Annotated in this window: 19 protein-coding genes; 10 read left to right on the plus strand and 9 right to left on the minus strand. The window is 68.9% G+C overall.

What is annotated here, in order from left to right; translation table 11 throughout:
- Positions 1-11 precede the first annotated feature (11 nt).
- From IEZ21_RS40210 to IEZ21_RS40220, 3 genes are all read right to left on the minus strand, one after another.
- Complete coding sequence (locus tag IEZ21_RS40210; RefSeq protein WP_189326773.1) at positions 12-1,049, minus strand: HpcH/HpaI aldolase/citrate lyase family protein; 1,038 nt, start codon at positions 1,047-1,049, stop codon at positions 12-14.
- Positions 1,039-2,256: a CaiB/BaiF CoA transferase family protein gene (locus IEZ21_RS40215; protein ID WP_189326774.1), complete on the minus strand. Its 1,218-nt coding sequence runs from the start codon at positions 2,254-2,256 to the stop codon at positions 1,039-1,041. The genes IEZ21_RS40210 and IEZ21_RS40215 overlap by 11 nt, the downstream gene beginning before the upstream one ends.
- Before the next feature lie 177 nt (positions 2,257-2,433).
- A complete protein-coding gene (locus tag IEZ21_RS40220; protein ID WP_189326775.1) occupies positions 2,434-3,360 on the minus strand; it encodes a LysR family transcriptional regulator in 927 nt (308 codons plus the stop codon).
- A 173-nt stretch (positions 3,361-3,533) separates the two neighbouring features.
- On the opposite strand from IEZ21_RS40220, the gene IEZ21_RS40225 reads away from it, so the two are divergent.
- The 3 genes from IEZ21_RS40225 to IEZ21_RS40235 all read left to right on the plus strand — a co-directional run bounded on the left by IEZ21_RS40225 (position 3,534) and on the right by IEZ21_RS40235 (position 7,555).
- A complete protein-coding gene (locus IEZ21_RS40225; RefSeq protein WP_189326776.1) occupies positions 3,534-4,982 on the plus strand; it encodes a CitMHS family transporter in 1,449 nt (482 codons plus the stop codon).
- A 177-nt stretch (positions 4,983-5,159) separates the two neighbouring features.
- Positions 5,160-6,557, plus strand: coding sequence for a prolyl oligopeptidase family serine peptidase (locus tag IEZ21_RS40230; protein WP_189326777.1), 1,398 nt, complete (start codon positions 5,160-5,162; stop codon positions 6,555-6,557).
- Between the two features lie 134 nt (positions 6,558-6,691).
- Positions 6,692-7,555 (plus strand): poly(ethylene terephthalate) hydrolase family protein, encoded by an 864-nt coding sequence (locus IEZ21_RS40235; protein ID WP_246568677.1) that lies wholly within the window; start codon positions 6,692-6,694, stop codon positions 7,553-7,555.
- 80 nt (positions 7,556-7,635) lie between these two features.
- Here the strand turns inward: IEZ21_RS40235 and IEZ21_RS48690 are convergent, their stop codons facing one another.
- Positions 7,636-8,253 carry an expansin EXLX1 family cellulose-binding protein gene (locus IEZ21_RS48690; protein ID WP_308429696.1) on the minus strand — a complete coding sequence of 206 codons (618 nt, stop codon included), beginning with the start codon at positions 8,251-8,253 and terminating at the stop codon, positions 7,636-7,638.
- 711 nt (positions 8,254-8,964) lie between these two features.
- Between IEZ21_RS48690 and IEZ21_RS40245 the strand changes: the two genes are divergently transcribed.
- From IEZ21_RS40245 to IEZ21_RS40265, 5 genes are all read left to right on the plus strand, one after another.
- A complete protein-coding gene (locus IEZ21_RS40245) occupies positions 8,965-10,398 on the plus strand; it encodes a glycoside hydrolase family 43 protein (RefSeq protein WP_189326780.1) in 1,434 nt (477 codons plus the stop codon).
- Between the two features lie 260 nt (positions 10,399-10,658).
- Positions 10,659-11,975, plus strand: a complete 1,317-nt coding sequence (locus tag IEZ21_RS40250; protein WP_189326781.1) for a ferredoxin reductase family protein — start codon at positions 10,659-10,661, stop codon at positions 11,973-11,975.
- A gap of 126 nt (positions 11,976-12,101) precedes the next feature.
- Positions 12,102-12,251, plus strand: a complete 150-nt coding sequence (locus IEZ21_RS40255; RefSeq protein ID WP_189326782.1) for a hypothetical protein — start codon at positions 12,102-12,104, stop codon at positions 12,249-12,251.
- The gene (locus tag IEZ21_RS40260) at positions 12,248-14,311 is read left to right on the plus strand and encodes a beta-galactosidase (RefSeq protein ID WP_189326783.1); all 2,064 of its coding nucleotides are present in this window, start codon (positions 12,248-12,250) and stop codon (positions 14,309-14,311) included. Before IEZ21_RS40255 ends, IEZ21_RS40260 begins: the two co-directional genes overlap by 4 nt.
- Complete coding sequence (locus IEZ21_RS40265; RefSeq protein WP_189326784.1) at positions 14,308-14,457, plus strand: hypothetical protein; 150 nt, start codon at positions 14,308-14,310, stop codon at positions 14,455-14,457. Before IEZ21_RS40260 ends, IEZ21_RS40265 begins: the two co-directional genes overlap by 4 nt.
- A gap of 273 nt (positions 14,458-14,730) precedes the next feature.
- Here the strand turns inward: IEZ21_RS40265 and IEZ21_RS40270 are convergent, their stop codons facing one another.
- From IEZ21_RS40270 to IEZ21_RS40280, 3 genes are all read right to left on the minus strand, one after another.
- The gene (locus tag IEZ21_RS40270) at positions 14,731-15,696 is read right to left on the minus strand and encodes a glycoside hydrolase family 6 protein (protein ID WP_189326785.1); all 966 of its coding nucleotides are present in this window, start codon (positions 15,694-15,696) and stop codon (positions 14,731-14,733) included.
- 97 nt (positions 15,697-15,793) lie between these two features.
- Complete coding sequence (locus tag IEZ21_RS40275) at positions 15,794-17,800, minus strand: glycoside hydrolase (RefSeq protein ID WP_189326786.1); 2,007 nt, start codon at positions 17,798-17,800, stop codon at positions 15,794-15,796.
- A 52-nt stretch (positions 17,801-17,852) separates the two neighbouring features.
- Entirely contained in the window at positions 17,853-19,475 is a 1,623-nt protein-coding gene (locus IEZ21_RS40280; RefSeq protein WP_246568679.1) for a glycoside hydrolase family 43 protein, read from the minus strand.
- Positions 19,476-19,879: 404 nt separating this feature from the next.
- On the opposite strand from IEZ21_RS40280, the gene IEZ21_RS40285 reads away from it, so the two are divergent.
- Together IEZ21_RS40285 and IEZ21_RS40290 are read left to right on the plus strand one after the other, a co-directional pair.
- Entirely contained in the window at positions 19,880-21,526 is a 1,647-nt protein-coding gene (locus tag IEZ21_RS40285) for a glycoside hydrolase family 27 protein (protein WP_189326787.1), read from the plus strand.
- Positions 21,527-21,580: 54 nt separating this feature from the next.
- Entirely contained in the window at positions 21,581-21,964 is a 384-nt protein-coding gene (locus IEZ21_RS40290) for a substrate-binding domain-containing protein (RefSeq protein ID WP_373302360.1), read from the plus strand.
- Positions 21,965-22,029: 65 nt separating this feature from the next.
- On the opposite strand, the gene IEZ21_RS40295 is transcribed toward IEZ21_RS40290, so the two are convergent.
- A complete protein-coding gene (locus tag IEZ21_RS40295; protein ID WP_189326788.1) occupies positions 22,030-23,784 on the minus strand; it encodes a cellulase family glycosylhydrolase in 1,755 nt (584 codons plus the stop codon).
- 66 nt (positions 23,785-23,850) lie between these two features.
- Positions 23,851-25,647, minus strand: a complete 1,797-nt coding sequence (locus tag IEZ21_RS40300; protein WP_246568681.1) for a glycoside hydrolase family 43 protein — start codon at positions 25,645-25,647, stop codon at positions 23,851-23,853.
- Between the last annotated feature and the right edge of the window lie 214 nt (positions 25,648-25,861).

Below are 25,861 nucleotides of genomic sequence, written 5' to 3' on the forward strand. Positions count from 1 at the left end.
CCGGCCGGCGGTCAGACCGAGCGAGGGTGAGTGTCCGTCAGGGGACGCTGAACGTCACAGGCTCGCGGCCTCGACGCGGAACTCGTACGCGTCACGCGAACCTGCGCCCCGTGTCGTTCGAGCACAAGGCGGGCCGTACGGGCCATGGCCTCGTCGACCATCTCACCTTGGAAGGTCACGGCGCCCGTCCCTTCTCCCTGTGCCGCCTCGACCGCCGCGATCAGCTCTGCGCAGCGGGCGAGCTCGGCGGAGCCGGGAGAGAACACCTCGTTGATCACGGGGACATGGGAGGGATGGATCGCCATCATGCCCTCATAGCCGAGGGAGCGGTTCTGTTCGGCGAAGGCGCGTAGCCCCGGCAGGTCGGTGATGCGTGTCCACAATCCGCTGACCGGGCACGGCACTCCGGCTGCCCTGGCGTCCAGCAGAACGCGGGAGCGCAGTGCCGCCGTTTCGGTTCCCTCCGGGCTCCATCGGTAGCCGACGGCGCGTTCCACGTCGCCGCCGGGGGCGGTGAGAGCGCCCAAGTAGGCGATGCGCGAGGCGGCTCGGGCGATGTCGTAGGCCTCGCGCAGGCCACGCGCTGTCTCCAGCAGGGGCACCAGAGCGATGTGTCCCGGCGGCAGGCCCTGTTCCTGTTCGCACCAGGCCAGCAGCCGGTCGGCAAGCTTCACGTCCTGGACGCAGCGGACCTTGGGAAGGACGACACCGGCGAGTCCGGGCCGTACGACCGCCCGTAGTTCCTCGGCCCCCGCCCAGTTGTCCAGCGGGTTGACACGGACGAACAGTGCCATCCGTTCCGCCTGCTCGGCGGACGTGGCGGCGGTCCGTGCGACGGCGTCGGCCACCTGCGCGCGGGCGGTGAGTTTGTCCGCGGTTGGCACCGCGTCTTCCAGGTCGAGGATGGCCGCGTCGGCGCCCGCCGCCCGGGCCTTGGGCAGCCAGTCGGTTCTGGTGCCGGGGACGAAGAGCAGTGAGCGCAGCGGGGGCCGGTCGACCACTCCCGCGTCCACCTCGGCAGGCTTGTCCGAAGGCTCCTCAGATGACATCGCTCTTCTCCAGGTCGGTCAGTTCGTCCGCGCTGAGTCCGAGCCACTGCCCGTAGACCAGGTGGTTGTCCTGCCCGAGGGCGGGCCCCGTCCGCCAGACCCGCCCGGGGCGCTGCCGGAAGTGCGGGATCACCGCCTGCATACGTACCGGGCCGAGATCGGGGTCATCGACGGTGACGATGTCTTCGCGTTCGGCGTACACGGGGTCGGCGGCGATGTCCGCGGCGTCGAACACCCGTGAGGCCACGACTTCGGCACGGGCGAACTCCTCCAGGCACTCTCCGGTGGCACGCTCCGCCACCCAGTTCCGCAGGCCCACGTCCAACTGTTCGCGCCGGTCGTACTGTTGCTGAGCCGTGGCGAACTCCTCCTCGGGGAGCCCCAGCAGGCGGGCGATGTTGCGGACCGAGCGCAGCGTCGCGGAGGTCACCGTGATCCACTCGCCGTCGCGGGAGCGGTAGGTGTTGATCACGGCCCCCGGGGCGACCGCCAACTGGTTGCCGGAGCGTTCGGGTACTCGTCCCAACTGGTCGTGGACGATGACCTGCCACTCGACCAGACGGAACAGGGACTCGAAGAGAGCGAGGTCGATCCACTCGCCGTCGAACCCGGGGTCGTGGTCGCGGCGGTGGAGGGCGGCGAGGACGGCGTAGGCGCCCATCAGGCCGGTCACGGCGTCGCCGTGCGAGAAGCCGGTGTGCACGGGCGGGCCGTCGGGAAAGCCGGTCAGGTGGACGACTCCGCTGCGCGCCTCACCCACCTTGCCGAAGCCGGGGGCGTCCGCCTGTGACGAGGTGGCGCCGAAGCCGGAGATCTGCAGCAGTACGGCCCGGGGGTTGATCCGGTGCACGGAGTCCCAGTCGAGTCCCCAGCTGCGCAGGCGTCCGGCGCGCAGGGTGACGATGACGACGTCCGCCCAGGCGACGAGCCGGTGGGCGACGAGTCGGCCGGCCTCGTGGTGCAGATCGAGGGTGACCGAGCGTTTGTTGCGGCCGGCGACCTTGAACCACAGGGGGACACCGTCGCGTTGGGGCCCCATGGCGCGGGCCGCGTCTCCGGCGCCGGGGGGTTCTACGTGTACGACGTCGGCCCCTTGGTCGGCGAGCATCGAGCCCGCCAGCGGACCGGCGACCACATGGGCGAACTCGACCACTTTCAGCCCGTGCAACTGCCCGCTTCCGGTGGTGTTCCGCTCGTCGTCCGACACCGATGCGCTCCTTTGCCCTGCCGTTCCGCGTGGGTCCCGACAGCGTCGTCCGCGTTGGTGCGGCGCGGCCGTCGCCGTTGTCCTCAGACTGCCGGAGCGGAGAAATGCCTGTCGAGCAACAGAAGGCCATCAATCCATGCGAAGAACGCATGAATGAGGGAGGGTCGGTACGCGGCCTCAAGCCCACGAAACCCCGGACGGAAGTGGACGCCCCTGGAGGCGGAACTCTTCGAGCGTCTCCAGGAACCGCTCCGTCACGGTCGGGAGCGTTCGCCGTGCGCGCAGCGCGATGTCCAGGCGCCGGTCCACCACGGGGTCCACCAGAGGGCGGCAGACGACAGGGCCGGCACCCATGAGCGGGAGTACGAGGGCGGGCATCGCCGACACCCCGAGGCCGGCGGTCACCAGTCCGCCCACGGTCGCGATACTGCCCGCCTCGGCCGCCGGTACCGCGTGCGCGTCGATCTGGGCGAACGCCGCGTCGGTGAGCCGGCGCACGCTCGAGTCGCGCCCGACGGCCAGGAACGGCTGACGAGCCAGGTCGTCCCAGGCGATCTCGTGGCGGTCCGCGAGCGGGTGGCCTTCCGGCAGCACCGCGACGAAGCGGTCCCTGACCAGGGGGCGGTGCTCCAACTGCTCCGGCGGGTTACCGACGGTGGTGATCGCGAAGTCGGCGTCGCCGGACAGGACCCGGTCCAGTACCGACCGCTCCAGGCCGTCGAGGAGTCGTACCGCCACCTGTGGCCGCCGCTCGCGGAAGTCGGAGATCACCTGCGGCAGGAGCACCGCGGCGACGGAGGGAAGGGTGGCCACGGCGACCGTTCCCGACTCGCCGAGCAGGTATCGCCCGAGCTCCTTCATGCCCGCCCGGTGAGCGGTGACGATCTGCTCGGCGACACGCAGGGCCTCGACGCCCGCCGCGGTCAACTGCACGTTACGGGTGTCCCGTTCGAGGAGTTGCACGCCGAGCTGTCGCTCCAGATCCGCGACCGCGCGGCTGAGCGAGGACTGGGACACGTGCATCTCCGCGGCGGCCGCGGTGAAGCTCGCGGCCCGGGCGACGGCCGCGTACGCCGCCAGTTGACGCAGGGTGGTGGCCTCCATGGCCGACGAGCATAAGGCTCGCCCACTTGAATTGATGCGCTTAACGCATGGACAGATCTCGGTTTGATGCTGGACACCGATCCGCCGGTGCTCCGAAACTCTCGCGTAACACCTCGGCCTGCCTCCCCCGCCCAGCCCCGCCGAGGGCCGTCCCCGAGAAAGCGAGCGCCGCCATGCTGGCAGCCCTGGGCTTCGCCACGATCGCCGTCTTACTGCTGCTCACCATGACCAAACGCGCCTCGGTACTGGTCGCTCTGATCCTGCTTCCGGTGCTGGCGGCGCTCATCGGCGGATTCGCGGGCGATCTGGGCGAGTTGATACTCGATGGACTTTCCAAGGTGGCCCCCACCGGCATCATGATCGCCTTCGCGGTCCTGTACTTCAGCCTGATGGTGGACGCCGGGCTCTTCGACCCCCTGATCCGCGGTCTGTTGCGAGTGGCGCAGGGCGACCCGTTGCGGATCACCGTCGCCACGGCCGTCCTCACCCTGTGCGTGGCCCTGGACGGCGACGGCGCTTCCACCTTCCTCATCACCGTCTCCGCACTGCTGCCGGTCTACAAGAGGCTCGGCATGAACCCCCTGGTGCTGTCCGGAGTGGTCTGCCTGGGCGCGGGCGTGATGAACATGGTCCCCTGGGGTGGCCCGACCGTACGCGCCATGGCGGCGCTGAAGCTGGACAGTTCCGAGGTCTTCAACCCCGTGCTGCCCGCGATGGGCTTCGGTGTCGCCTGGGTGCTGCTGGCCTCCTACCTGCTCGGCCGCCGGGAGCGCAACCGTCTTGCCGCGCTGTCCCCGCAGGGTCCGGCCACGGACGTGCGCGAGGGCGAGGACGAGCGGGACGACCGTGAACCCGCCGCTTCGACGACGGTCCCGGCGACCACGGAATCCGAGTCGAGCCGGCACGCCACTCCCACGACGGCTGACGGGGAGCGTCAGGCCCTCCGTGCTCCCGGGGACGGGCCCGGCACCGTCCGGGTCCCGCCGCTGCCGCGGACCCGGCGGACCTGGCTGAACGTCTTCAATCTCCTGCTCACCATCACCCTCGTGGTCTGCCTGATCCAGGAAGTGATGCCGCTTCCGGTGCTGTTCGTCCTCGGGTTCGCGATCGCGCTGCTGGTCAACCACCCCACCTGGGAACAGCAACAGGCGCTGCTCGACAAGCACGCCAAGAGCGTGGTCCTCGTCACCACGATGATCTTCGCGGCCGGCGTCCTCACCGGGATCCTCACCGGCACCAAAATGATCGACGAGATGGCCGAGGCGCTCGTCTCCGTCGTCCCCGACTCCTTCGGCTCGCACCTGCCCGTCGCGGTGGCCGTCACCGGCATGCCGCTGAGCCTGGTCTTCACTCCGGACGCCTACTACTTCGGCGTACTGCCCGTACTCGCCGAGACCGCGCAGGGCTTCGGTACGGACCCGGCCGAGGTCGCCAGGGCCGCCATTCTCGGCCAGATGACCACGGGGTTCCCGCTCAGTCCGCTCACCGCGTCCACGTTCATCCTGGTCGGCATGAGCGGTGTGTCGCTCGGCGAACACCAGCGCTTCATCTTCCGCTGGGCCTTCGCCACCACGCTGGTCATGACCGCCGGCGCCCTGCTGACCGGTGCGTTCCCCCTGTGACCGGTGTCCCGGGCCTGAGCGGAGTCCCCGCCGGCCGCGGGCTCCCGGCAGCCACCGCACATGCCGCTCAGACCTCCAACGTGCCGCCCGCTTCCGGGAGTTGGTAGCAGGGCGAACACCTCCACACACACCAGGCACCCGGTCCGGGTGCCCCACCGACCGAGACGAGGACGACGCATGAGACGCATCACCAGACGTACGGCACTCGCAGTCACAGCAGGTGCGGTCGCGGCGCCGGCCGTGAGCACGGCAACCGCCTCGGCCGCCGACACCACGACAGCCAACTCTCAAGGACGACAAGCGACTTCGGGGCGCAATCCGGTCCTGCGAACGGACCTCGTCACGCAGGTGACTCCGAGGAACAACTGGCTGGTGACAGCCATCGCCCTCCAGTACTCGTATCGCCTTGACCTGCGCGGCGGGGTGGTCCCGCCCTCGGCCTTCCAGGTGAAGGCCACCGTGGGCGGGCAGACAGCGGCTCGCACGGTGACCCGGGTCTACTCCAGCACCACCGCCGAGGTGGACGACCGATCTCGCCCAGGACGGCCGGGGGACCGCCTGATCATCGAACTCGACCCGAACGACTCCAACGCGCGGGCCGCGGGCAGCACCGATCCCCTCCCTCTCGACCGCGCGTACTCCGTCAGACAGGTGGAGGACGTGCGCACCCCGGGAGGTGAACCCGTACTCAAGGCCGGTCCGTTCGCGAGCCGGAACGACGACGTCATCACTCCCGTGGTCGACGACTTCGCCGCCGGTTCCTTCACTGACTCCGCAGGTTTCGAACTGGACTTCCGGCTGTACCAGCCCGAGGGATTCGTACGGAACCCGCAGACGCGCAAGCGGTACCCACTCGTCGTCACCCTGCACGGCGGTGGCGAAGTCGCCGACAACAACATGACCCAGCTCACCTCCAACCGGATCGCGGTCACGTTCGCCAAACCCGAACGACAGCGCCGCGACCCCACGTTCGTCCTCTCGCCGCAGATCCCCCTGCCCCGTCCCATGGACGGACCGGACGGCACGGACTGGACCGACGCCAAGGTCCAGGCCGCTCTGATCGAACTCATCGACACCTTCGTGAGCGAGCACTCCCGAAACGTGGACACAGCCCGGCTCTATCTCGTCGGCCTGTCCTCAGGTGGGCGCGGTATCTACAGTCTGCTGGCGAAGCGACCCGAGGTGTTCGCGGCCGCCCTGCCCACGGCCGGGTGGGGCGACCCGGCCACCATGGACAGGATCACGCACATCCCGATCTGGGCCGACCACTCCGTCGACGACCCGGTCGTCCCCTACCGGGAGGGCCGATTCGGCAAGCCCGGCACCTGGACACTGATGAACGCGCTGGAGACCGCCGGCGCACGGGTCAGCCGTGGGGAGTGGGCCAACGATCTGCCGAAGGCTCAGTTCGAGGCCCGGTCCCGGGCGCTCCTACGGCAGGCCCGGGCCACGCGCAGCCACGTACTGTTCACGAGCTACACGCCCGGAACGACACCGGTGAACCCACACCTCTCATGGGCCCAGACCTACGAGAACGACGTGGTCATCGACTGGCTCTTCGAACAGTCCCGGTAGCCGCCGCACACGGCACCCCTTCGCGCACTCCACTGTCCGGTTACCGCACTCTCACGCTATCCGGAGGTAAATCAATGGATCCATCCCGTCGTTCGACCAACACGACCGTGCAGTTACGGACCCGACCCCGTGCCATGACGGCACTGATCGCCCTGGTGACCACCATCGGCTTGGCGCTGACTCTGCTGACAGCCGCCGCCCCGCCGGCGGCCGCCGCCGTCCCGGACCCGACGACTGCCTCCCTGGAGGCCACCAACGGGCCGCTGACCACCGCCACTTACACCGTTCCCAGGCCAACCGGGTACGGCTCCGGCACGGTCACGTACCCCAGGAACAGTGGCTCGTATCCGGGCGTCGTACTGATGCCTGGCTATCAGGGCACCCAGCAGAACCTGCAGTGGCTCGCACCCCGCCTCGCCTCCTGGGGCTTCGTCGTCATCAACGTCGGCACCAACACACTCACCGACGATCCCGCATCACGTGGCCGCCAGATCACCGCCGCCGGCACCCAGCTGCTCGCGCTCGGCAACGCCACCGGCAACCCGATATCCGGGAAGCTCAACGGCACGCTCGGCGCGGTCGGTCACTCGATGGGCGGCGGTGGCGTGATGGCGGCCCTCCGGGACGACGCGCGCTTCCGGGCGGGCGTGCCCACGGCCCCGTACTACCCGAACCAGAACTTCTCCGCGGTCACCGATCCCACGTTCTTCCTGACCTGCCAAAGCGACCCTGTCGCTCACGGCAACAGCTACGCGGTGCCCTGGTACAACTCCATGTCCCGGGCCGAGAAGCTCTACATCGAGGTTCCGGGCGACCATCTGTGCCCGATGACAGGCTCCGGCAACAAGGCCAAGCAGGGCAAGTGGATCGTGTCGTTCCTCAGTCTCTGGCTGCGTGCCGACACCCGCTTCAGCCCGTTCCTGTGCGGTCCCGTACGTGACGCCGACAAGAACAACACCTCCCTGGTCACGCGCTGGATGGACACCTGCCCGCTCTGACCTGCCCGTTCTGACCGGCTCGCTCGGAGCGCTCCGCGGCCCGCCAACGCGGCGCTCCGAGCCTGCTGCCGGAACCGTCGTCAGTGCCGGGCGAACTGAACACCGGTCGGTTGCGCGACGTCCGGCCGTATCGCGATCCCGTTGATGGTCAGTCGTTCTCCGTAGATGTCCGTGACTCTGATCGAGCCGCCGCACCCGCTGCCGCTGTCGGAGATGAAGTAGTTGTATTCGGTACGGGGCAACTGCCGCCAGCCGCCGCCGGCCCGGACCTCCAGGCGCGCGACCGGGTTGCGGTGGCCGATCGCCTGGATGCCGCACCAATAACGGCTGGACCCGTCCTTGTATCTGATGGAGATCGTGTCGGACGTGCTGGGACTCAGCAGCTTCCAGGTGATCGGTATCCGGCCGACCTTGAGGTCGGCGAGCTTGGCGAAGGCCTGTTGGCTGAGGTCGAGTTGCCCGGGTGCGCAGGGCAGGGGGCATACGTTGGTGATCCGTACCGTGATCGACTTGCCGTTGGCCGCGCGGACGAGCACGTACGCGCCGCATGCCCTGGACGTCTCGTAGTCCGTGGCGTTCATGGCCGCGATCATGAGGTCGGGACTCGGGCCGAACAGGCAGGCACCGTTTCCGTCCGCGGCCTCGTAGGCGGTGGCGACCCCGGTGTAGGGAGTGTTGGGCCGAATCCGTCCCGCCAACGATGGCGTGGTGGGCGCCGTTCGCGGGGGCCGCGGAGTGGCTTTGGCCGAAGGGCTCGCTGCACGGGTCTTCTCAGCGGCCTTCGGTGTCCGTTTCGGTTTCGGTGTGCTGGTCGCGGGAGGGCTCGGCGACGCGCTCGAGGTGCCCGTCGTGGGGGTGCTTCTCACCTTGGAGGTGGCGACTGATGTGGCCGCGGCATTCCCTGCCTCCGCCTCGCGGTCGGGGAGCCCCATGACCAGGTAGGCGAGAACGCCCGCGGCGGTCACCGCCAAGGTGGTGCCCAGCACAAGCCTGCGTCTTTGCCTGCGCTGACGTGCGGCCTGCCTCGCTGTCTTCATACCTGTCCGTCCAGAAGATCGAGCCGATGGTGCACTGCTCAGTGGCCGCAGAGAGCGAAAAGGTTGCCTTCGATTTCTCGCTGGGGCGTACCGGAGTTCTGTGGTGGGCGCAGCCGGACGGCTTGCCACATGCCGAAGGTATTGACGCACCCTGTTACTCACATTTAACGTCTGCCCGACATCGCGAACACTGTTCGACAGGTCGCACACTCATGTTGACCGGACGGGAAGCCGGTGCCCGGATCCGACCACCCCTTCCACGTCGTGCGGCAGGCGACCCTGTCCCACCAATACTGAGACTGGCCCCCTGGTTGAGCCTGCTTCGCTCCTTTTCGCCCGATAGTGGCATTCGCAGAACGACAGGAGATGGACATGTCCGCGCTTCGCGCCCGGCTGTCGGCGATATTGCTCGCCGTGTGCCTGCTCTTCACAGGCCAGGCCCTGACCACACCGGAGCGGGCTGCCGCCGCCGATCCGGGCTATCTGATGACGCACTTCATCGGGGAGGGGGCGACCGGTCAGCAGATCTACTTCTCACACAGCGCGGACGGCCTGAACTGGAGTGATCTCAACGGCGGAGGGATGGCCCTGCGTTCCACGGTCGGTACGCGTGGGGTGCGTGACCCCGCACTGGTCCGTTCCCCCGACGGCAGCAAGTACTGGATCATCGCGACCGACCTGTGCATCGACTGCGGACAGTCATGGTCGGACTCCATCAACAACGGCAGCCGCAACCTCGTGGTGTGGGAGTCGACGGACCTGGTCACCTGGTCGCAGCCGTGGCTGCTCAATGTCGCCGGAGCGATTCCCGACGGACGCAACGCGTGGGCGCCGGAGGCGATCTGGAACCCGGCCACCAACGACTACGTCCTGTACTGGGCGACGAACAAGCCCCTCAACGGCGCGACGAAGCACCGCATCTACTACGCCCGCACCAGCGACTTCCGCTCCATCACCACCCCGCAGGTCTACATCGAGCGCCCCGGTACCCAGGAAATCATCGACACCCAGATCGTCGAGATGCCGAGCGGCGTGGGCAACTACCGCTACGTACGGGCTTCCGGTGACGGCCAGATCACCCTCGAAGGCAGCAACTCGATCCTCGGCACCTGGACCAACCTCGGCAACCTCTCCGGCATCGGACTGACCGGCTCCCAGGTCGAGGGTCCGATGTGGCTGAAGTTCCGCGACCGCAACGAGTGGACCCTCTACCTCGACCAGTACGCCACGAGCCGCGGTTACATGCCGGTCACGACGACCAACCCGTCCGCCTCCGGCACCTACAAGCTCCCGGCGTCGGGCAGCTACAACCTGGGCGGCACCAAGAAGCGCCACGGCTCGATCCTGAACCTGACGGCCGCCGAGGAGAGCCGCGTACAGGCCCGCTGGCCCAACACCACGGTCAACCGGCTCCAGTCGTACAACTTCCAGGACCGGTACGTGCGGCACGCCAACATGGACGTGCGCATCGACCCCAACGTCAGCCCCGCCGCCGACTCCCAGTTCCGGCTGCGGACCGGCCTGGCAGGCTCCGGCACCGTCTCCTTCGAGTCGGTGAACTTCCCCGGCTACTTCCTGCGGCACTCCGGATACGACTTCCAGCTGGCCTACAACGACGGCACCACCCAGTTCGCCGCGGACGCCACCTTCCGCAAGGTCGCCGGACTCGCCGACGCAAGCTGGTCGTCGTTCCAGTCGTACAACCACCCCGACCGCTACATCCGCCACTACGCCTACCAACTCCGCCTCGACCCGATCACCACGGCGACAGGGCGCGGCGACGCCACCTTCCGCGTGACGAGCTGACCCGACGCCGACAGGGATGTCGGCGACCGGCGAGGGGCCAGGACCGGCTGCAGGAACCGATGCCGGTCCACACCCCTGCGGGCGCGAAACAAGAACAGTTGAGGCCAAGCAGGGTCAACTTCTCGCCATGCTCCGTATCCTTGCCCCGCCCAGGGGCCGTATCGGAGCGGGACGCTCGGGTCCGCCGCGACCTCTCGGGTACCGGGCGCCAGTGCGTCACATGCACAGAGGGGGAAACGGTGGGGGAGACAAGTACACAGGTGCGACGGGGCACCATACTTCCGGTCGTCGCGGCGCGGTGGGCGCTGTGGACGTTTGTCATCGTCAACTTGGTGATCGTCGAGGTCTTGTTCCTCACCGCCGGGACCGGCAAGAACGGGGTGCTCACGGTCGCCAAGTTCTTCGGTCTGCACGCCGCCGTGCTGATGCTGTTCCAGCTGCTGCTGGTGGCCCGGCTGCCGTGGCTCGACCGCCGTATCGGCATGGACCGGTTGACGGTGTGGCACCGGTGGGTCGGCTTCACCCTGCTGTGGACCCTCCTCACCCACGCCGTGCTGGTGGTGCTGGGCTACGCGAGGCTCGATGACGCGCCGATGACGAAGACGTTCTTCGCGCTGGCCGGAGTGCCGGCCTCCCTGCTCGGGATGCTGGCCGCGGCGATCGTCGTCGTGGTCGCCGCGGTCTCCGCCCGACAGGTGAGGCGGCGGCTGCGGTACGAGACCTGGCACGGCGTGCACCTGCTGCTGTACCTGGCGTTGGGGCTGGCGTTCGTCCACCAGTTGCAGGAGACCACGACCTTCAGCTCCTCCGCGCCCGCGATGATCTACTGGTGGGCCCTGTGGCTCTTCGCGTTCGGTGCCCTCGTCACGGGGCGGATCGTGATGCCTCTGTGGCGCAACGCCTATCACCGGTTCGAGGTCACGGCGGTGGTGCCGGAGTCGGACGACGTGGTGTCGGTGCACATCACCGGCCGCCACCTCGACAGGCTGCCGGCCAGGGCGGGCCAGTTCTGCATCTGGCGGTTCCCCGGGCACAACCACTGGTGGCAGGCCAATCCGTTCTCACTGTCGGCGGCACCCGACGGCCGCACGTTGCGCCTGACCGCCAAGGCGGTCGGCAGCGCCAGCGCAGGCCTGCGCCATGTCCCGGTCGGGAGCCGCGCGTTCGTCGAGGGGCCGTACGGGGCGTTCACCTCGTTGCATCGAACGCGGCCCGGCGCGCTGCTGATCGCCGGAGGAGTGGGGATCACGCCGGTTCGAGCCCTGTTGGAGGAGGAACCGGCAGGCGACGTCGTCGTGCTCTACCGGGTACGCAGCGAGGACGACGCCGTACTGGTCGACGAGGTACGAACTCTGGTCGCGGACCGCGGCGGACGGCTGCACCTGCTCACCGGCCGCACGGGGGAAGGCAGCCCGCCGTTCGAGCCGGAGAGCCTCCGTGCCCTGGTTCCCGACATAACCGAACGCGACGTGTACGTCTGTGGCCCGCCCGCGATGACCTCGGCCGTGCTCAGCGCCCTGCGCAGCCTGAAGGTTCCCCACCTGCAGGTGCACGCCGAGCGGTTCGGCCTGGCCTGACGGCGCTGAGGCTCCGATGGGCACGCGCATCGGAGCCTCAGTACGGGTGTTGTGACCCCACGAGCGAGAAGAGGCATAGGTTGGTGAAGCGCTTCGACGATCCTCTGAGGGGCTGCTGCTGCTGCCATGAGCCACCAGATGCGCCGTTGTCGCCGTACCCCCGGCTACGAGAACAACACCCTCACTCGCAAGTTCCTCGGCTCGCTGCGTGACGGCGCAGCGGTGACGCTGCTCTCCACCACCTACACCCATACGTCTCTTGAGGGCTTCGCATGACTGATCTGCCCGCGCGCGTCCTGTTCGGTGCCGCCTACTACCACGAGTACCAGCCGTACGAGCGGCTCAAGACCGACCTCGATCTCATGGCGGAGGCGAAGTTCACCGTCATCCGCGTCGGCGAGTCGGTCTGGTCCACCTGGGAACCGGAGAACGGCCGGTTCGAACTCGACTGGCTGCAACCCGTCCTCGACGGCGCCCACGAGCGCGGCATCTCCGTCGTCCTCGGCACTCCCACCTACGCGGTACCGCCGTGGCTGGCCCGGCAGTACCCGGAGACCGCCGCCGAGGACGCCACCGGGCGCCGCGCCGCGTGGGGCGCCCGGCAGGAGGTCGACTTCACGCACCCGGCCTTCCGTTTCCACGCGGAGCGGGTGATCCGTGCGATCGCGGCCCGCTATGCCGCCCACCCCGCGGTCATCGGCTTCCAGGTGGACAACGAGCCCGGCCCGCGACTGCCGCACAACCACGGTGTCTTCCAGCGGTTCGTCGACGACCTGCGGCAGCGCTACGGCGATGTGGAGACCCTCAACCGCGAGTGGGGGCTGGTGTACTGGTCGCACCGGCTGTCCACCTGGGCCGACCTGTGGACCCCGGAGGGCAACGCGCAGCCGCAGTACGACCTTGCCTGGCAGGCGTTCCAGGCGCGCCAGACCACCGAGTTCATCGCCTGGCAGGCCGGCATCGTGCGCGAGTACGCGCGGCCCGGCCAGTTCGTCACCACGTGCCTCGCCTACGGCTCCCCGGGCCTGGAGGACGACGAGCTCACCGACAGCCTGGACATCACCGCGGGCAACCCGTACTACGACATGCAGGACAGCCTCACGATGCCCGAGCCGCCGCGCGAGAAGCTGCCGCAGCAGTGGATGGCGTACGGGGCGTGGGCGCTGCACCACAGCGCCGACCGGATCTACTCCTCGCGCCAGGAGCCGTTCCTGATCACGGAGACCAACGCCCAGGCCATCGGCGGCACTTCCGACAACCGGCCCGCCTTCGACGGGCAGTGGCGGCAGGCCGCGTGGGCGCTGGTCGCGCGCGGGGCCCGCATGATCGAGTACTGGCACTGGCACACGCTGCACTTCGGCGCCGAGACGTACTGGGGCGGGATCCTCCCGCACAGCGGACGACCGGGCCCCGCATACCGCGAACTCGCCCGTCTGGGCGCCGAGTTCGAGCGGGCCGGAGACCTGGTCGCCGGGATCGCACCGGACGCGGGTGCGTACGAGGGCATCTTCGAGCCGTTCTACCGGGGTGCGTTCGAGGCCGGGCGCCAGGTACGGATCCTGCACGCCCGTCAGTTGCACGACCCGCGCGGCGAACACCCAGGACTGGCACCGGAGTCGGCGGCCGAGCTGCACCCCGTGCTCATCGCTCCCGCCCTGTACGTGGCGGACGACGGGATGCTCGACTGGCTCGGCGCCTACGCGGAGGCGGGCGGCCACCTCGTCCTCGGTCCCCGCACTGGCTACGGCGACCACGAGGCGCGGGCACGCCACGAGGTGACGCCGGCGCGACTGGTTCGGGCCGCGGGCGTCCGGTACGACGAGTTCAGCAACCTGTACGCCGACCTGCCGCTGCGCACCGTACCGGACAGCCCGCTCCAGCTGCCCGCCGACGCGGTGGCCACCCGTTGGGTGGAGGGCCTGGTCGTCGAGGACGCCGACGTCCTGGCCGAGTACGACCACCCGCACTTCGGGCGCTGGCCCGCCGTCACCACCCGCCGCCACGGCGCGGGCCGCGTCACGTGCGTGGGCACCGTGCCCGGCCGCGATCTGGCCCGCGCGCTCGCCGCGTGGCTCGCGCCCTCGCCGTGCAGCGGCTGGCAGGGCCTGCCGGACTCGGTCACCGTCGCCACCGGCACCGGCACCGGCACCGCCCCCGACGGCCGGCGCGTCCATGTAGTCCACAACTGGAGCTGGCAGTCGGCCACCGCCCAGGCCCCGGTGGACCTGACCGACGCCCTGGACGGCGGCGTGGTCCCGGCCGGTACGCCCGTGCGGCTCGGCGCCTGGGACGTCCGGGTCCTCGCCGCACCGGGGTCTGCCGCGGGGGACCGGTGACATCCGCCACCGCGGCACCGGGAACAGGCCGGCAGGTCGACAACGAGCCCGGTGTCGGTCTCCGGCACACCCTGGCCGTGTTCCACGGCTTCGTCGACCATCTGCCCGCCACGTACAGCGACTCCGACACCTTCAACGAACACTGAAGCCGGCCTTCTGGTCCCACCGCATCTCGGACTGGTCGGACCTGTGGACCCTGGACGGCAACACGACCCCTCCTACGATCCGGCCCGGCGTCGCTACCAGGCCTCGCCCACCACCGAATTGCGGTGCCGGCCAGGGCTTCGACGTCGTATGCGCACATCCGCGCAGGCCCTGCGTGCAGGCGGTGGCGATGGCCGAGGTGAGCTTCGCGTCCTTCGAGCAGCCCTCCTCGTTACGGCCCCCGTTGTAGTCCGCGAATCGCGGGCGGCCCCGGATCAGTAGCCGTAGATCATCTTGTAGGCGACCTCCGGGAGGAACTGTCCGGCCGAGGAGCCGCTTCCCACGCCGCAGTTGCCGTCGGACTCGCCCGGTACCTTGATCCACAAGAGCATCTCGGCGCCTCCGCCCAGCTGGGTGGGGGTTCCGATACGGCGGCCTGAAGGGTTGCACCACTGGCCGTTGGAGCCGTTGCCGTTGCGGCTGGTGTCCACGACGAACGGCTTGGTGTAGCCGTACCGGGCGCCGAGTTCCCTGTTGACGGCGTTGCCGTAAGCGGTGTTCTCGGCCGTGGTCAGGTAGTTGGAGACGTTGAGCGAGAAACCGTGGGCCTGTCGGAGGCCGGCTTCGTGGAGGCGTTGGGCCATGGTCGCCGCGCTCGCCCAGGCCGGGTTGCCGGCGTCGAGATAGACCCAGGTGTTGGGAGCCTGGCGGTTGAACTCGGCGAGCGCGCCGGTGAGCATGCCCTCGCGTTCGTCGATCTGGGCCTGGGTCATGCAGCCGTAGTCCCCGAGGGAGTCCGGTTCGAGGACGATGACGGCCGGGCGGCCCGCGATCCCGCCCGCGAACTGGGCGATCCAGTTCGCGTAGGCGGACGGCGAGGAGGCTCCGCCCGCGGAGTGCCCGCCGCAGTAGTCGCGGTTGTAGATGTTGTAGGCGACGAGGATGGGCAGCTTGTCACCGGCGTCCGCGGCGCCCACGTACGCGCCGGTCGCCGTGCCGATGGTGCCGCTCCAGGAGCCGAACCAGCGGGCCGTCGGTGTGTTGGCGATGGAGGCGTTGATCGCGGGTGTCCGGCCGTCGCCGGAGTTGGCGGCGACCCACCGCTTCGCGCTGGAGTCGGGGTCCACGTAGAACCCGTTGGTCATGGTCGTCGGGTCGGCCGCGTGGGCGGACGGTGCGGCGGTGAGCGCCAGCGGCAGTGAGGAGAGCGCTGCCACCAGGGCGAGGAGTCTGCGGCGCATGACGGGTACCTCGGCTTTCTGACGGGGGTGCGTCCGAAGGTCGCCGGTGAGCATGGGGAGCGCTCCCACAGGAGGCGTTCCCCACCGGTACGGTCGGTCAGCAGGTCGAGTTGGTCTGGGTGAGCAGGCCGAGCCGCCACGGGAGGAGGTTGTAGTCGCCGCCCGCGTTGGGGTTCATGCCCTGGTAGAGGTACTGGAGCCGACAGGAGGGAATGGTGAGTGTCTGGTCGTAGCCGGCACGGATCATCTCGCCGTGGCTGATGTCCCTGGTCCAGGCTCCTGACGGGAAGGTGACGTTGTTGGCCCGTGCGAACGGATTGCTCTCGGATGCTGCGAGGGGCGTCCAGGAGCCGGCCAGGCTGCCTGAGGTCCAGGAGCGGAAGTAGCGTCGGCCGTCCGATCCGATTGCCTCGACCAGGAGCAGATACTGATTACTGCCCTGCACCTTGTACACATTGCTCGCCTCGAACAGGGCGTACTTGGAGTCCTGCGCCGCGATGACGGTGTTGGTGAAGCCGTTCGGGAACTGGCCGACGGTCGTCTGGGAGCGGTAGAGGTGCCCGTTGTCGTCGGAGGAGAACAGGTAGCAGTTGGCGCTGTCGCAGATCACCCACATGTCGACCCAGTGGCCGTTGCCGATGTTCTGCCGGATGATGTCCGGCATCGACGAGTAGAAGTTGCGCGGAGCGCTCCACCCGTTCGGGTTGCTGATGTCGGGGTTGGTGGAGTACGAGGCGTTGCCCGTCTGGTACACGAGGTACCACAGGCGTTGCGGCGCGTAGTAGAACACCTGCGGCGCGGCCCGGTACCCCTGCCCGATGGCGCTGCGGTCCAGATAGTGGTGCGTGGCCGAGCCGGCCTGGGACCAGTCACTGAAGTTCAGGTACGCCAGGTTGTATCCGGAGGAGCTCGCGGTACTGGCGAACACGTGGTACTTGCCGTTGTGGTGGACGACCGTCGGGTCCTTGATCCCGGCGATGTTGTGGGTGGCGTCCGGCTTCGGTGAGATCAGCTGGCCGCTCGAGCTCCACGAGTAACTACCGGGCAGGGCGGCGGCGTTGGGGGCGCTCTGGGTGGCGGCGGGCGTGCCGCCCAGCGTCGTCAGCACCGCGTTGTACGCCGGCTTCTTGTTGCCGCCGCGGTCGAACAGCAGGGGGTTCTCCGACGCCCGCCAGGAGTCGCTGTCGCGGATGCCCCAGACGGTGATGCCGGTGCAGCGCGCGACGTTCATGCAGGCCCTGACCGTGTTCGCGTACGCGTTCGGCGGCGCCTGCGCGATGTCCAGCTCGGTGATCTGGACGTCCACACCGAGGGCGGCGAAGTTCGACAGCGTCGTCTGGAAACTGGCGGGCGGACCGCCGGCGCCGAAGTGGGCCTGGAGGCCGACGCAGTCGATGGGCACGCCGCGCGCCTTGAAGTCGCGCACCATGCGGTAGACACCCTGGGTCTTCGCGGCGTTCCAGTCCTCGATGTTGTAGTCGTTGTAGCAGAGCTTGGCCGCCGGGTCGGCCGTCCGGGCAGTGCGGAACGCCTGCTCGAGGAAGCCGTTGCCCAGCACGTCCCGGAAGACCGAGCCGCGGAGCTGGCCGCTGCCGCCGTCGGCAAAGGCCTCGTTGACCACGTCCCAGGAGTGGATCCGGCCCTTGTAGCGGTTCATCACCGTGGTGATGTGGTTGTTCATCACGCCGCGCAGCGTGTTCGCGTCCCTGATGGAGCTGACCCAGCCGGGCAGCTGGGAGTGCCAGACAAGGGTGTGGCCGCGCACGCGCTGACCGCGGGCCGCCGCGCGGTTCACGATCTGGTCGGCGGCGCCGAAGGTGAACTGCCCGCGGGATCGCTCGGTCGCGTCCCACTTCATCTCGTTCTCGGGCGTGACCGAGTTGAACTCGCGATCCAGGATCGAGGTGTACGTGCCGTCGCTGAGCCGTCCGGCGGCCACGGCGGTGCCGAAGTAGCGTCCGGACTGGGCGGCTTGGGCGCCCAGCGTGCCGGCCTTGGCCGCGTCGGGTGCGCCGTTCGCGGTGCCGGGCGTCACCAGGGCCATGACGGCTGCCAGACCTAAGAGCGAGGCTCGGCGACGGCCGAGTCGTTTCAGCGGGTTCATGGTTCTCCTCGTACGGTTGGGTGGGGGGTTGGGTGTGCGATCCTCCGATCGTTCAGGGTGTGGACAGCTCGAACCGCGTGACGCGGACCGCGCCGCCGAGTGCCTGGGTGGCGTGGTTGAAGAGGGCGAATCGGTATCCCATGAAGAACCGCCAGTCGTTGCCCAGGGAGAAGGCAGGTCCGAGGCGGGTGAAGGTGGTGCCGTCGGTGCTGTAGGAGAAGGTGCCTGGGCGTGCCGCGCCGGGGCGGATGTCCGCGCTCGCGCTCAGCCAGATGCGGCCGCCTGAGACGGGCACGCTCGCGACCTCGGTGCCGGTGCCGGTGGTGTTCCAATTGCCGTCCATGGTCAGCCCGTTGACCATCACCACCCGCGTCGCGCCGCCGTCGCGCTTGACGCCGATCCAGGCGGACGAGTCACGCAGCAGCGCGAGTCCGGCCCGGTCGCCGTCGCGCATCGCGGAGTGGTCAAGCTGGACCATGGCGGTGGAGGTGGGGCCCTGGATGCGGTGAGTGAGGGTGTTACGGGCCCAGTACAGGTCGTTGGTGACGGTCGCGGTCCGCAGTGTCAGGCCGTTGTCGATCGACCACTTGGTGTTGTCCGGGTTGTGGTTCCACTCCCACCTCGGTTTGAGGGTCGTGCCGTCGAAGGCGTCGACGCCGGTCATGGGGGTGACCTGGCGGGGTGGGGTGGGCACGGCCGGGCTGGGATACGAGGTGCCCCACGCGCCGTTGACGAGTTGCACGACGGGCCAGCCGTCCGAGGTCCAGGTGATCGGCGCCAGGGCGGGCATCCGGCCGCCGGGGTACGCGTCGACGAAGGCCATGTAGTACCAGGCGCCGCTCTGCGTCCGCACCAGTCCGCCCTGGTGCGGGACGCCACCGCCGGGGATCGGCCCGCGCAGGTCGAGGAGCACCTGCCGCATCGTGTAGGGACCGAAGGGGCCGCTCGACGACTTCAGGATGTACTGCCCGTTCGCGGGGCGGGTCAGGAAGATGTAGTACTGCCCGTTGATCTTGTAGAAGCGGGCACCCTCCAGGGTGCCGACACTCGACGGTGTGGTGAACACCTGCTGCGTGCGCACCTGGTTGCGGCCGTCGGGCGAGAGCTGGGCCACGCTGATGGTGGTGTTCCCGTAGGCCACATACAGGGTGTCGTCGCTGTCCACGAGCAGACCCGCGTCGTAGTAGGGCGTGCTGATCGTCGTCAGCCTGCTCCACGGCCCCTCGACGGCGGTGGCGGTGTAGATGTAGGTCCGGGTGAAGTCGATCTGGCCCAGCCAGTAGAACGTCCTGTTGCTCGGACGGTAGGCCAGCGACGACGCCCAGACGCCCCGGACGTAGCCACGGGCACCGTTCAGGTCGTACTTGGCGCCGAAGTCGAGGACGGGCAACGAGTGGCCGGCGATCTCCCAGTTCACCAGGTCGTACGACCGCAGGACGGGCGCGCCCGGCGAATAGTGCATCGTCGAGGCCGAGGCGTAGAAGGTGTCGCCGACGCGGATGATGTCGATGTCCGCGAAGTCCTGCCAGATCACCGGGTTCGTGTACGCCGCGGCGGCTGCGCGGGCCGGCTCCTGGGCTGCGGCCAGAGGCAGGATCGCGCCGGTGGCCAGGCCGGTGGCGGCCGCCAGCGCGCGACGACGGGAAAGATATTGATGGGGCCATGACATATACATGGGTGGCATGCTCCTTGCGGCTCGGCCGTTGTGGTGGCGCAACCCGGAAGTACCCTGCCGGGTTCGAGTGGAGCGGCTCTGGCGTGTTCGGAATATCGAATACAAATCGAGCTGTCGAGCAACCTGGATGATAGAGGGACGATAGGTGTCGTCAAGGGCTCCCGCATGATTCGTAGGATGTCTCGAAACATTCGAACCTATTTAGGTGCGAATCAGTGCAGGTCAGTTAGTCGGGTGAGCCAGGATGTGCCGAATCCCCAGTCCTTGGCGTGCAAGGCATGGCAGGTTTGCCGGACGTGTTGACATGACCGCTCGCCTCTCTAGTATCCGTGAGGCTCTCAGTTTCCGAATGACGTCCGAAATTTCGGACCCCCTTGCGTGATCCACCGGAAAAGGAGCCCCAGGTGTCCAGACGATCAGGCGGACGATTGCTCCGTCTCCTCGCGACCGCTGTGCTGACGATCACCGCGTCCGTGACGGCCTCCTCTCAGCCCACCGCCTCGGCCGCGCCGGGCAGCCCGGCGCTCACCCCACCTCTCGGGTGGAACAGCTGGAACAGCTTCGGGTGCGGGATCACCGAAGCGCAGGTCCGCCAGGCCGCCGACGCCATGGTGTCCTCCGGTATGCGGGACGCCGGCTACCGGTACGTCGTGGTCGACGACTGCTGGTTCGATCCGCAGCGCAACGCGGCAGGCAACCTGCGTGCCAATCCGGCCAAGTTCCCGAGCGGGATGAAGGCCCTCGGGGACTACATCCACAGCAAGGGCCTGAAGTTCGGCATCTACCAGGTGCCGGGCGAGCGCACCTGCGCGCAGACGACCGGCGCCTATCCCGGGGCGACGGGCAGCAGGGGGCACGAGGTCCAGGATGCCAACACGTTCGCCTCGTGGGGCGTCGACTACCTCAAGTACGACTGGTGTTCCTCCAGCGGTACTCGTGACGAGCAGGTCGCGCGGTTCTCGCTCATGCGCGACGCCCTGCGTGCCACCGGGCGGCCGATCGTCTACAGCATCAACCCCAACAGCTTCCACGCCATCACTGGCGCCACGTACAACTGGGGCGAGGTCGCCGACCTGTGGCGGACGACCGAGGACCTGCTCGACATCTGGCAGAACGGCAACACCAACAGCTATCCGATGGGCGTCGGCAACGTCCTGGACGTCACCGCGCCGCTCGCCGCGCAGTCGGGCCCGGGCCACTGGAACGACCCCGACATGCTGGTCGTCGGCCGTCCCGGCCTGTCACTGACCGAGTCCCGTTCCCACTTCGCCCTGTGGGCGCTGATGGGCGCCCCGCTCATGGCCGGCAACGACATCCGCACCATGTCCGCCGACGTGAGCGCCATCCTGCGCAACCCGCGTCTGCTGGCGGTGAACCAGGACTCGCTGGGTGCGGGCGGGCGCAGGGTGCGCGACGACGGCGGCACCGAGGTGTTCGCCAAGCCTCTGTCGGACGGCTCGGTCGCGGTGGGCCTGTTCAACCGGGGAGAGGGCACAGCGACGGTCAACACCACAGCCGCGCAAGTCGGCCTGTCCGGCGGGCCGTTCACCCTCACCGACCTGTGGACCGGCAGCACGTCGAGCACGACGGGGCAGATCTCGGCGAGCGTCCCCGCGCACGGAGTCGCCGTTTTCCGGATGACCGGCGGCAGCCCGCTCGCCGCCACCACCTCGCGGCTGCGGGGCAATACCTCCGGCCGCTGCGTGGACGTGGACAACGCCTCCACCGCCGCCGGGGCCACGGTTCTGCTGTGGGACTGCCACACGGCCGCCAACCAGCTGTGGACCACGTGGGCCGGCGGCGAGATCCGCGTCTTCGGCGACAAGTGCCTGGACGCCTACAACCAGGGCACCACCAACGGCACCCGGGTCATCACCTGGCCCTGCAACGGCCAGAACAACCAGAAATGGACCGTCGGCTCCGACGGATCGATCCGCAACGTCCACGCCGGGCTGTGCCTCGACGCCAACGGCGCCGGCACCGCCAACGGAACCCCGCTGGTCCTGTGGACCTGCAACGGCCAGGCCAACCAGAAGTGGACCCGCGTGTGAAGAGCCGCGGCTTGAGAAGAGGAGTCTCACGATGACGAGGACAAGATCCCTCTTATGGAACCCGGCCTGGTGGTGAAGACCCAGCTCACGCGCGAGCACGGGTACGCCGCGGCGCGGGGGCCGCTCACCCGCTCCGACCGCCCCACCACCGTGTTCACCGCCAACGACATGCAGACGCACGGTGTCTACCAGGCCGCGCGTGAGCTTCGCCTGCGTATCCCGCACGATCTCAGCGTGGTGGGTTTCGACGACGTACCGGCCGTGGCCTGGATGGATCCGCCCTTGACCACGGTCCATCAGCCGCTGGCCGAGATGGCGGCGGCCGCCACCGAGCCGGCTCTGGTGCTCGGCCGCGGCGAGGAAGTGCCGCAGGTGGGACTGGAGATCGCGACCACCCTCACTGTCCGGGAGAGCACGGCTCCGCCGAAGGAGGAGTGAGGGAGCCTGGGGACAGGCGTGCCCTGGCTGCCGGGGAGCGGCAACCAGGGCGAGGGGCCGGTCGGTCAGGAGGCTGTGCCGGTGACCGAGCTGCCGGACTTCGTGACGTGGTACGTGACGGTGGTGCCGCTGTAGAAGTGGAAGACCAGCGTCGCCGGCTCCCCGTCGCGGAGCGAGTCGAGGAACTCGGGGGTCAGGATGATCGTGCCGTTCGGATAGTCGGGCGAGAACGCCTTGTTGAACTCCTGGAACGGCGTCCAGTCGGTCGGGCCGGCGTTGGTGCCGTCGGCGTACGTGGCGTGCATGGTCGCCAGGTCGTTACCCCGGTACCGGGTGGGAACGGTGAACGAGTCGGTGGTGCCGGCGGCGTCCGACAGGACCGGGACGTCGTTGGTGACGATGTCGATGTCCCAAGGCAGCCCGCGCGTGAACCGGGCCTGGAGCTTCGAGTTGACGCCGTAGGCGCGGTCACCGATCAGGCGGGTCAGCGCCTTGGCGGTGAAGGTCAGCTTGTTCCCGGAGACCGTGTAGTCCCGCCCCGCGACCAACTTGGACTGGCCCTGCCACACCCCGCGGAACGTGGTGCCGTTGAGGTTCAGGGTGAGCGACTTGGCGGTGACCGGGCTGGACTTCGGCACGAAGACCTTGTCGAAGGAGGCCGTGCCCGAGCGGGTGGTCCAGCTCGACTTGATCGCGGCGAACAGTGCCGGGTCACGCCACTGGAGGGTGTCGCGGTTCAGGTACGAGAACGGGTCCCACAGGGCGGTGGTGAGGCCGTACTTGCGTGCCCCGTAGCCCGCGTGCTCGTAGTACTTCAGCGCCTCGCCCCGTTCCACGCGGGAGGGGTGGAAGTGATTGGGGTAGTCGAGCAGGCCGTACTCGCCGATGTAGAGCGGGATGCCCTTGGCGACGAAGGTGTTGTGCATGTTGGCGAAGGTGTCGTCCAGGTGCTTCTGCGCGGTGGCGTCGTAGTGGGTGCCGCCCGCGACGTTCACGCTGAACGGGTACCAGCTGTAGAAGTGCACCTGCGCCACGAGCTGACTGTCGTTCAGCGCGGTGATCGTGGTGTACAGGTCGTCCATGAAGGCCTGGTCGGGGCTGCCGGCCGGCGTGGTCAAGCTCAGCAGGCGGTTCGCATTCGCGCCGCCCGAGGCGCGGACCACGGAGTGGAACGAGGTCTGCAGCTCCCTCAGGTACTGGAACTTCTGCGCATCTGTGGCGCCGGCGAAGCTCGGCTCGTTGATGCCCTCGAAGACCAGAGTGCGCGGCGCGTCACGGAAGGTCGTGGAGATCTGGGACCAGGTGGAGTTGAACCGCGCCATCACGTTGTCGTGGTCGCTCGTGATCTTCTCGACCCACATCCACGAGTCGTGATGGACGTTGAGCACGACGTACAGGCCGCTGTCCAGCGCCCAGTTGACGAGCTGCTTGACGCGGGCCATGTAGGTGGCGTCGATGGTGTAGGGCGCGGTGGCGGACTGGTGGTCGCTCCAGGTCACCGGGATGCGGACGCTGCGGAACCCGTCCGTGGCGATTTTCTCGAACGTCGCCTTGGTGGTCTGCCCGTTGCCCCAGGAATCCTCGTCGGGAATGGCGTCCAGGGTGTTGCCCAGGTTCCAGCTGGGCTGCATCGCCGCGACGGCTTCCATGGCGGAAGCCGGAACGCTGACCGCCGACGGTGACGCCTTCTTTGTGTCGTCGGGCGCGGCCAGAGCGGTGGCGCCGGTCAGCCCCAACATGACGACCAGCGTCAGCAGCAGGGCGGCCAGGCGGCCTGGGCCCCGGCTGCGGTGCTGCGCGAGGTGCCGTATGTCCTTCATGCGCATCCCTTTCGGTCGGTCGTGCGGGTGATCCGATCCGTGGTGGAGCAGGCGAGGAGATCTGGTTCAGCCGTCGAGGGGCTCGTAGTCGAACCAGTCGAAGTGGACGGTGCCTGCCGCGGCGTACATGCCGATGACCCGGCCCGTGAAGCCGCCGGCGACCTCGGTCGACAGGTAGCGGCCGTCGAGGGTCGCGAGCTCGGTGAACGTGCCGTCGGGCTGCTCGACGCCGAGGGAGACGACGTCGGGTCCGGTGCACGGTCCGTGCGGAGACGGCGGTTCCGTGGTCGTGACGGCGAGGGCCACCGGCCCGGCGGGCACGGACTGTTCGGCCACGACCGTGCGCAGGGAGCCGACGCGCGCGACCACCCGCACCCGCGCGGCGGACACCTCGATCGCGTAGTGGTGCCGCTCGTCGAGCCGGACGGCGAGGCCACCGCTTCCCTTCGCGGCATCGACCAGAGTGCGCGCACGGCACGACAGATGCTGCTGGCGTCGGCCGGTGAACACCACGTCGGGCTCGTCCAGGGAGCCGCTCCGCGCGCGGAGCGTCAGCCATCCGGGGCGCTCCTTGGTGGTGCAGTGTTCGGCGGGCCGGTCGCGCAGGGAGATCCAGGACGGTCGCAGTTCGGCGAGCTCGAAGTCGTCCCGGTGCTCCTCGACAGGGCCGGGGGAGAGCGGCCACGGGAGTGCGGGCAGGTCCAGGGCGACCTCGCCGACGACCGGCCAGTCGTCCACCCAGGTCACGGGTGCCAGGAACGTTTCGCGGCCGAGCACGTGCCAGCCCGGGGTGCCGCCGCCCGGTCGTACGCCGAGCAGCACCATCCACCAGGAGCCGTCGGGGCCTTGGACCAGGTCGGCGTGCCCGGTGTTCTGGACGGGGTGGTCGGTGCCGCGATGGGTGAGGATCGGGTTGGCCGGGCACGGCTCGAACGGGCCTTGGGGCGTACGGCCGCGGGCGATCGAGACACCGTGACCGCGCTCGGTGCCGCCCTCGGCGATGAGCAGGTACCAGTAGTCGCCGATCCGGTACAGGTGCGGCGCCTCCGGGGCCTTGGCGCCGGGTCCGCCGGACCAGAGCCTGTGCGGTGTGCCGTACGTCTGCCCGGTGGACGGGTCGATACGGACCTGCGAGACCCCGGCGACCGTGCACCAGCAGGTGCCGTCCTCGTCCCAGACCAGGTCGGGATCGATGCCGGGGACACCCGGCGCCCAGACGGGGTCCGACCAGGGTCCGGCGGGGTCGGTGGCCGTGACGATCAGGTTGCCGCCGCCCTCGCTGCAGTTGGTAACGATCAGCCAGAAGCGGTCGTCGTGGTGGCGCAGGGTGGGGGCGTAGATCCCGCCGGAGGACGACATGGAGGCGGGCAGACGCAGTTGGTCGGGCCGGTCCAGGACGTTGCCGATCTGCCTCCAGTGCACCAGGTCACGACTGTGGAAGAGGGGCACCCCGGGGAAGTACTCGAAGCTGGAGCAGGCCAGGTAGTAGTCGTCGCCGACGCGGCAGACGCTGGGGTCGGGGTGGAAGCCGGGGATCACGGGGTTGGTGAAGCGTCCGTCCGGCTGGCGCAGAGGGGGCACCCGATAGGTCCTCTCGTCGATTCGTGATGCGGGCGTGGGGTGGTTCAGGGAGCGCCGTGGGCCGTGGGGGTGATGCGGAGCAGGACGGCGGATGGCGGACGGCGCGGTGGGCAGGGTCAGGCTCAGCTCGGCCGTGTCGGGCATCCGGGCGGAAACGGCCCGGCTGACCGAGGGGTGGAGCAGGTCGACACGGGCGGCGGTGTCCCGCAGGTGGAGCAGTAGCTGCCAGTGGCGGCCGTCGAGTGCGTGTTGCTCGGCGAACTGCTTCGGACACAGGGCCACCGACCCGCAGACCGGAGGGCAGCGGGGGCGGTGGGGCTGCTCACGCGACCGAGGCTGTTGCGCTGACGAAGCTTCTGCGGTTCAACTCATGACTCATGGCGGCGGCCTTCCCGCGGCAGCTGTCGAAGCGCTTCACCTGTAGAAGCAAGTTAACGGACAAGTTTCGTGTGAAACAAGGGCCTCAACCGCGAGATGCTTTCTTCTGCTGGTTCAT

Origin of the sequence: Streptomyces flaveus (genome assembly GCF_014647675.1) — a bacterium.
Classification (GTDB): domain Bacteria; phylum Actinomycetota; class Actinomycetes; order Streptomycetales; family Streptomycetaceae; genus Streptomyces; species Streptomyces flaveus.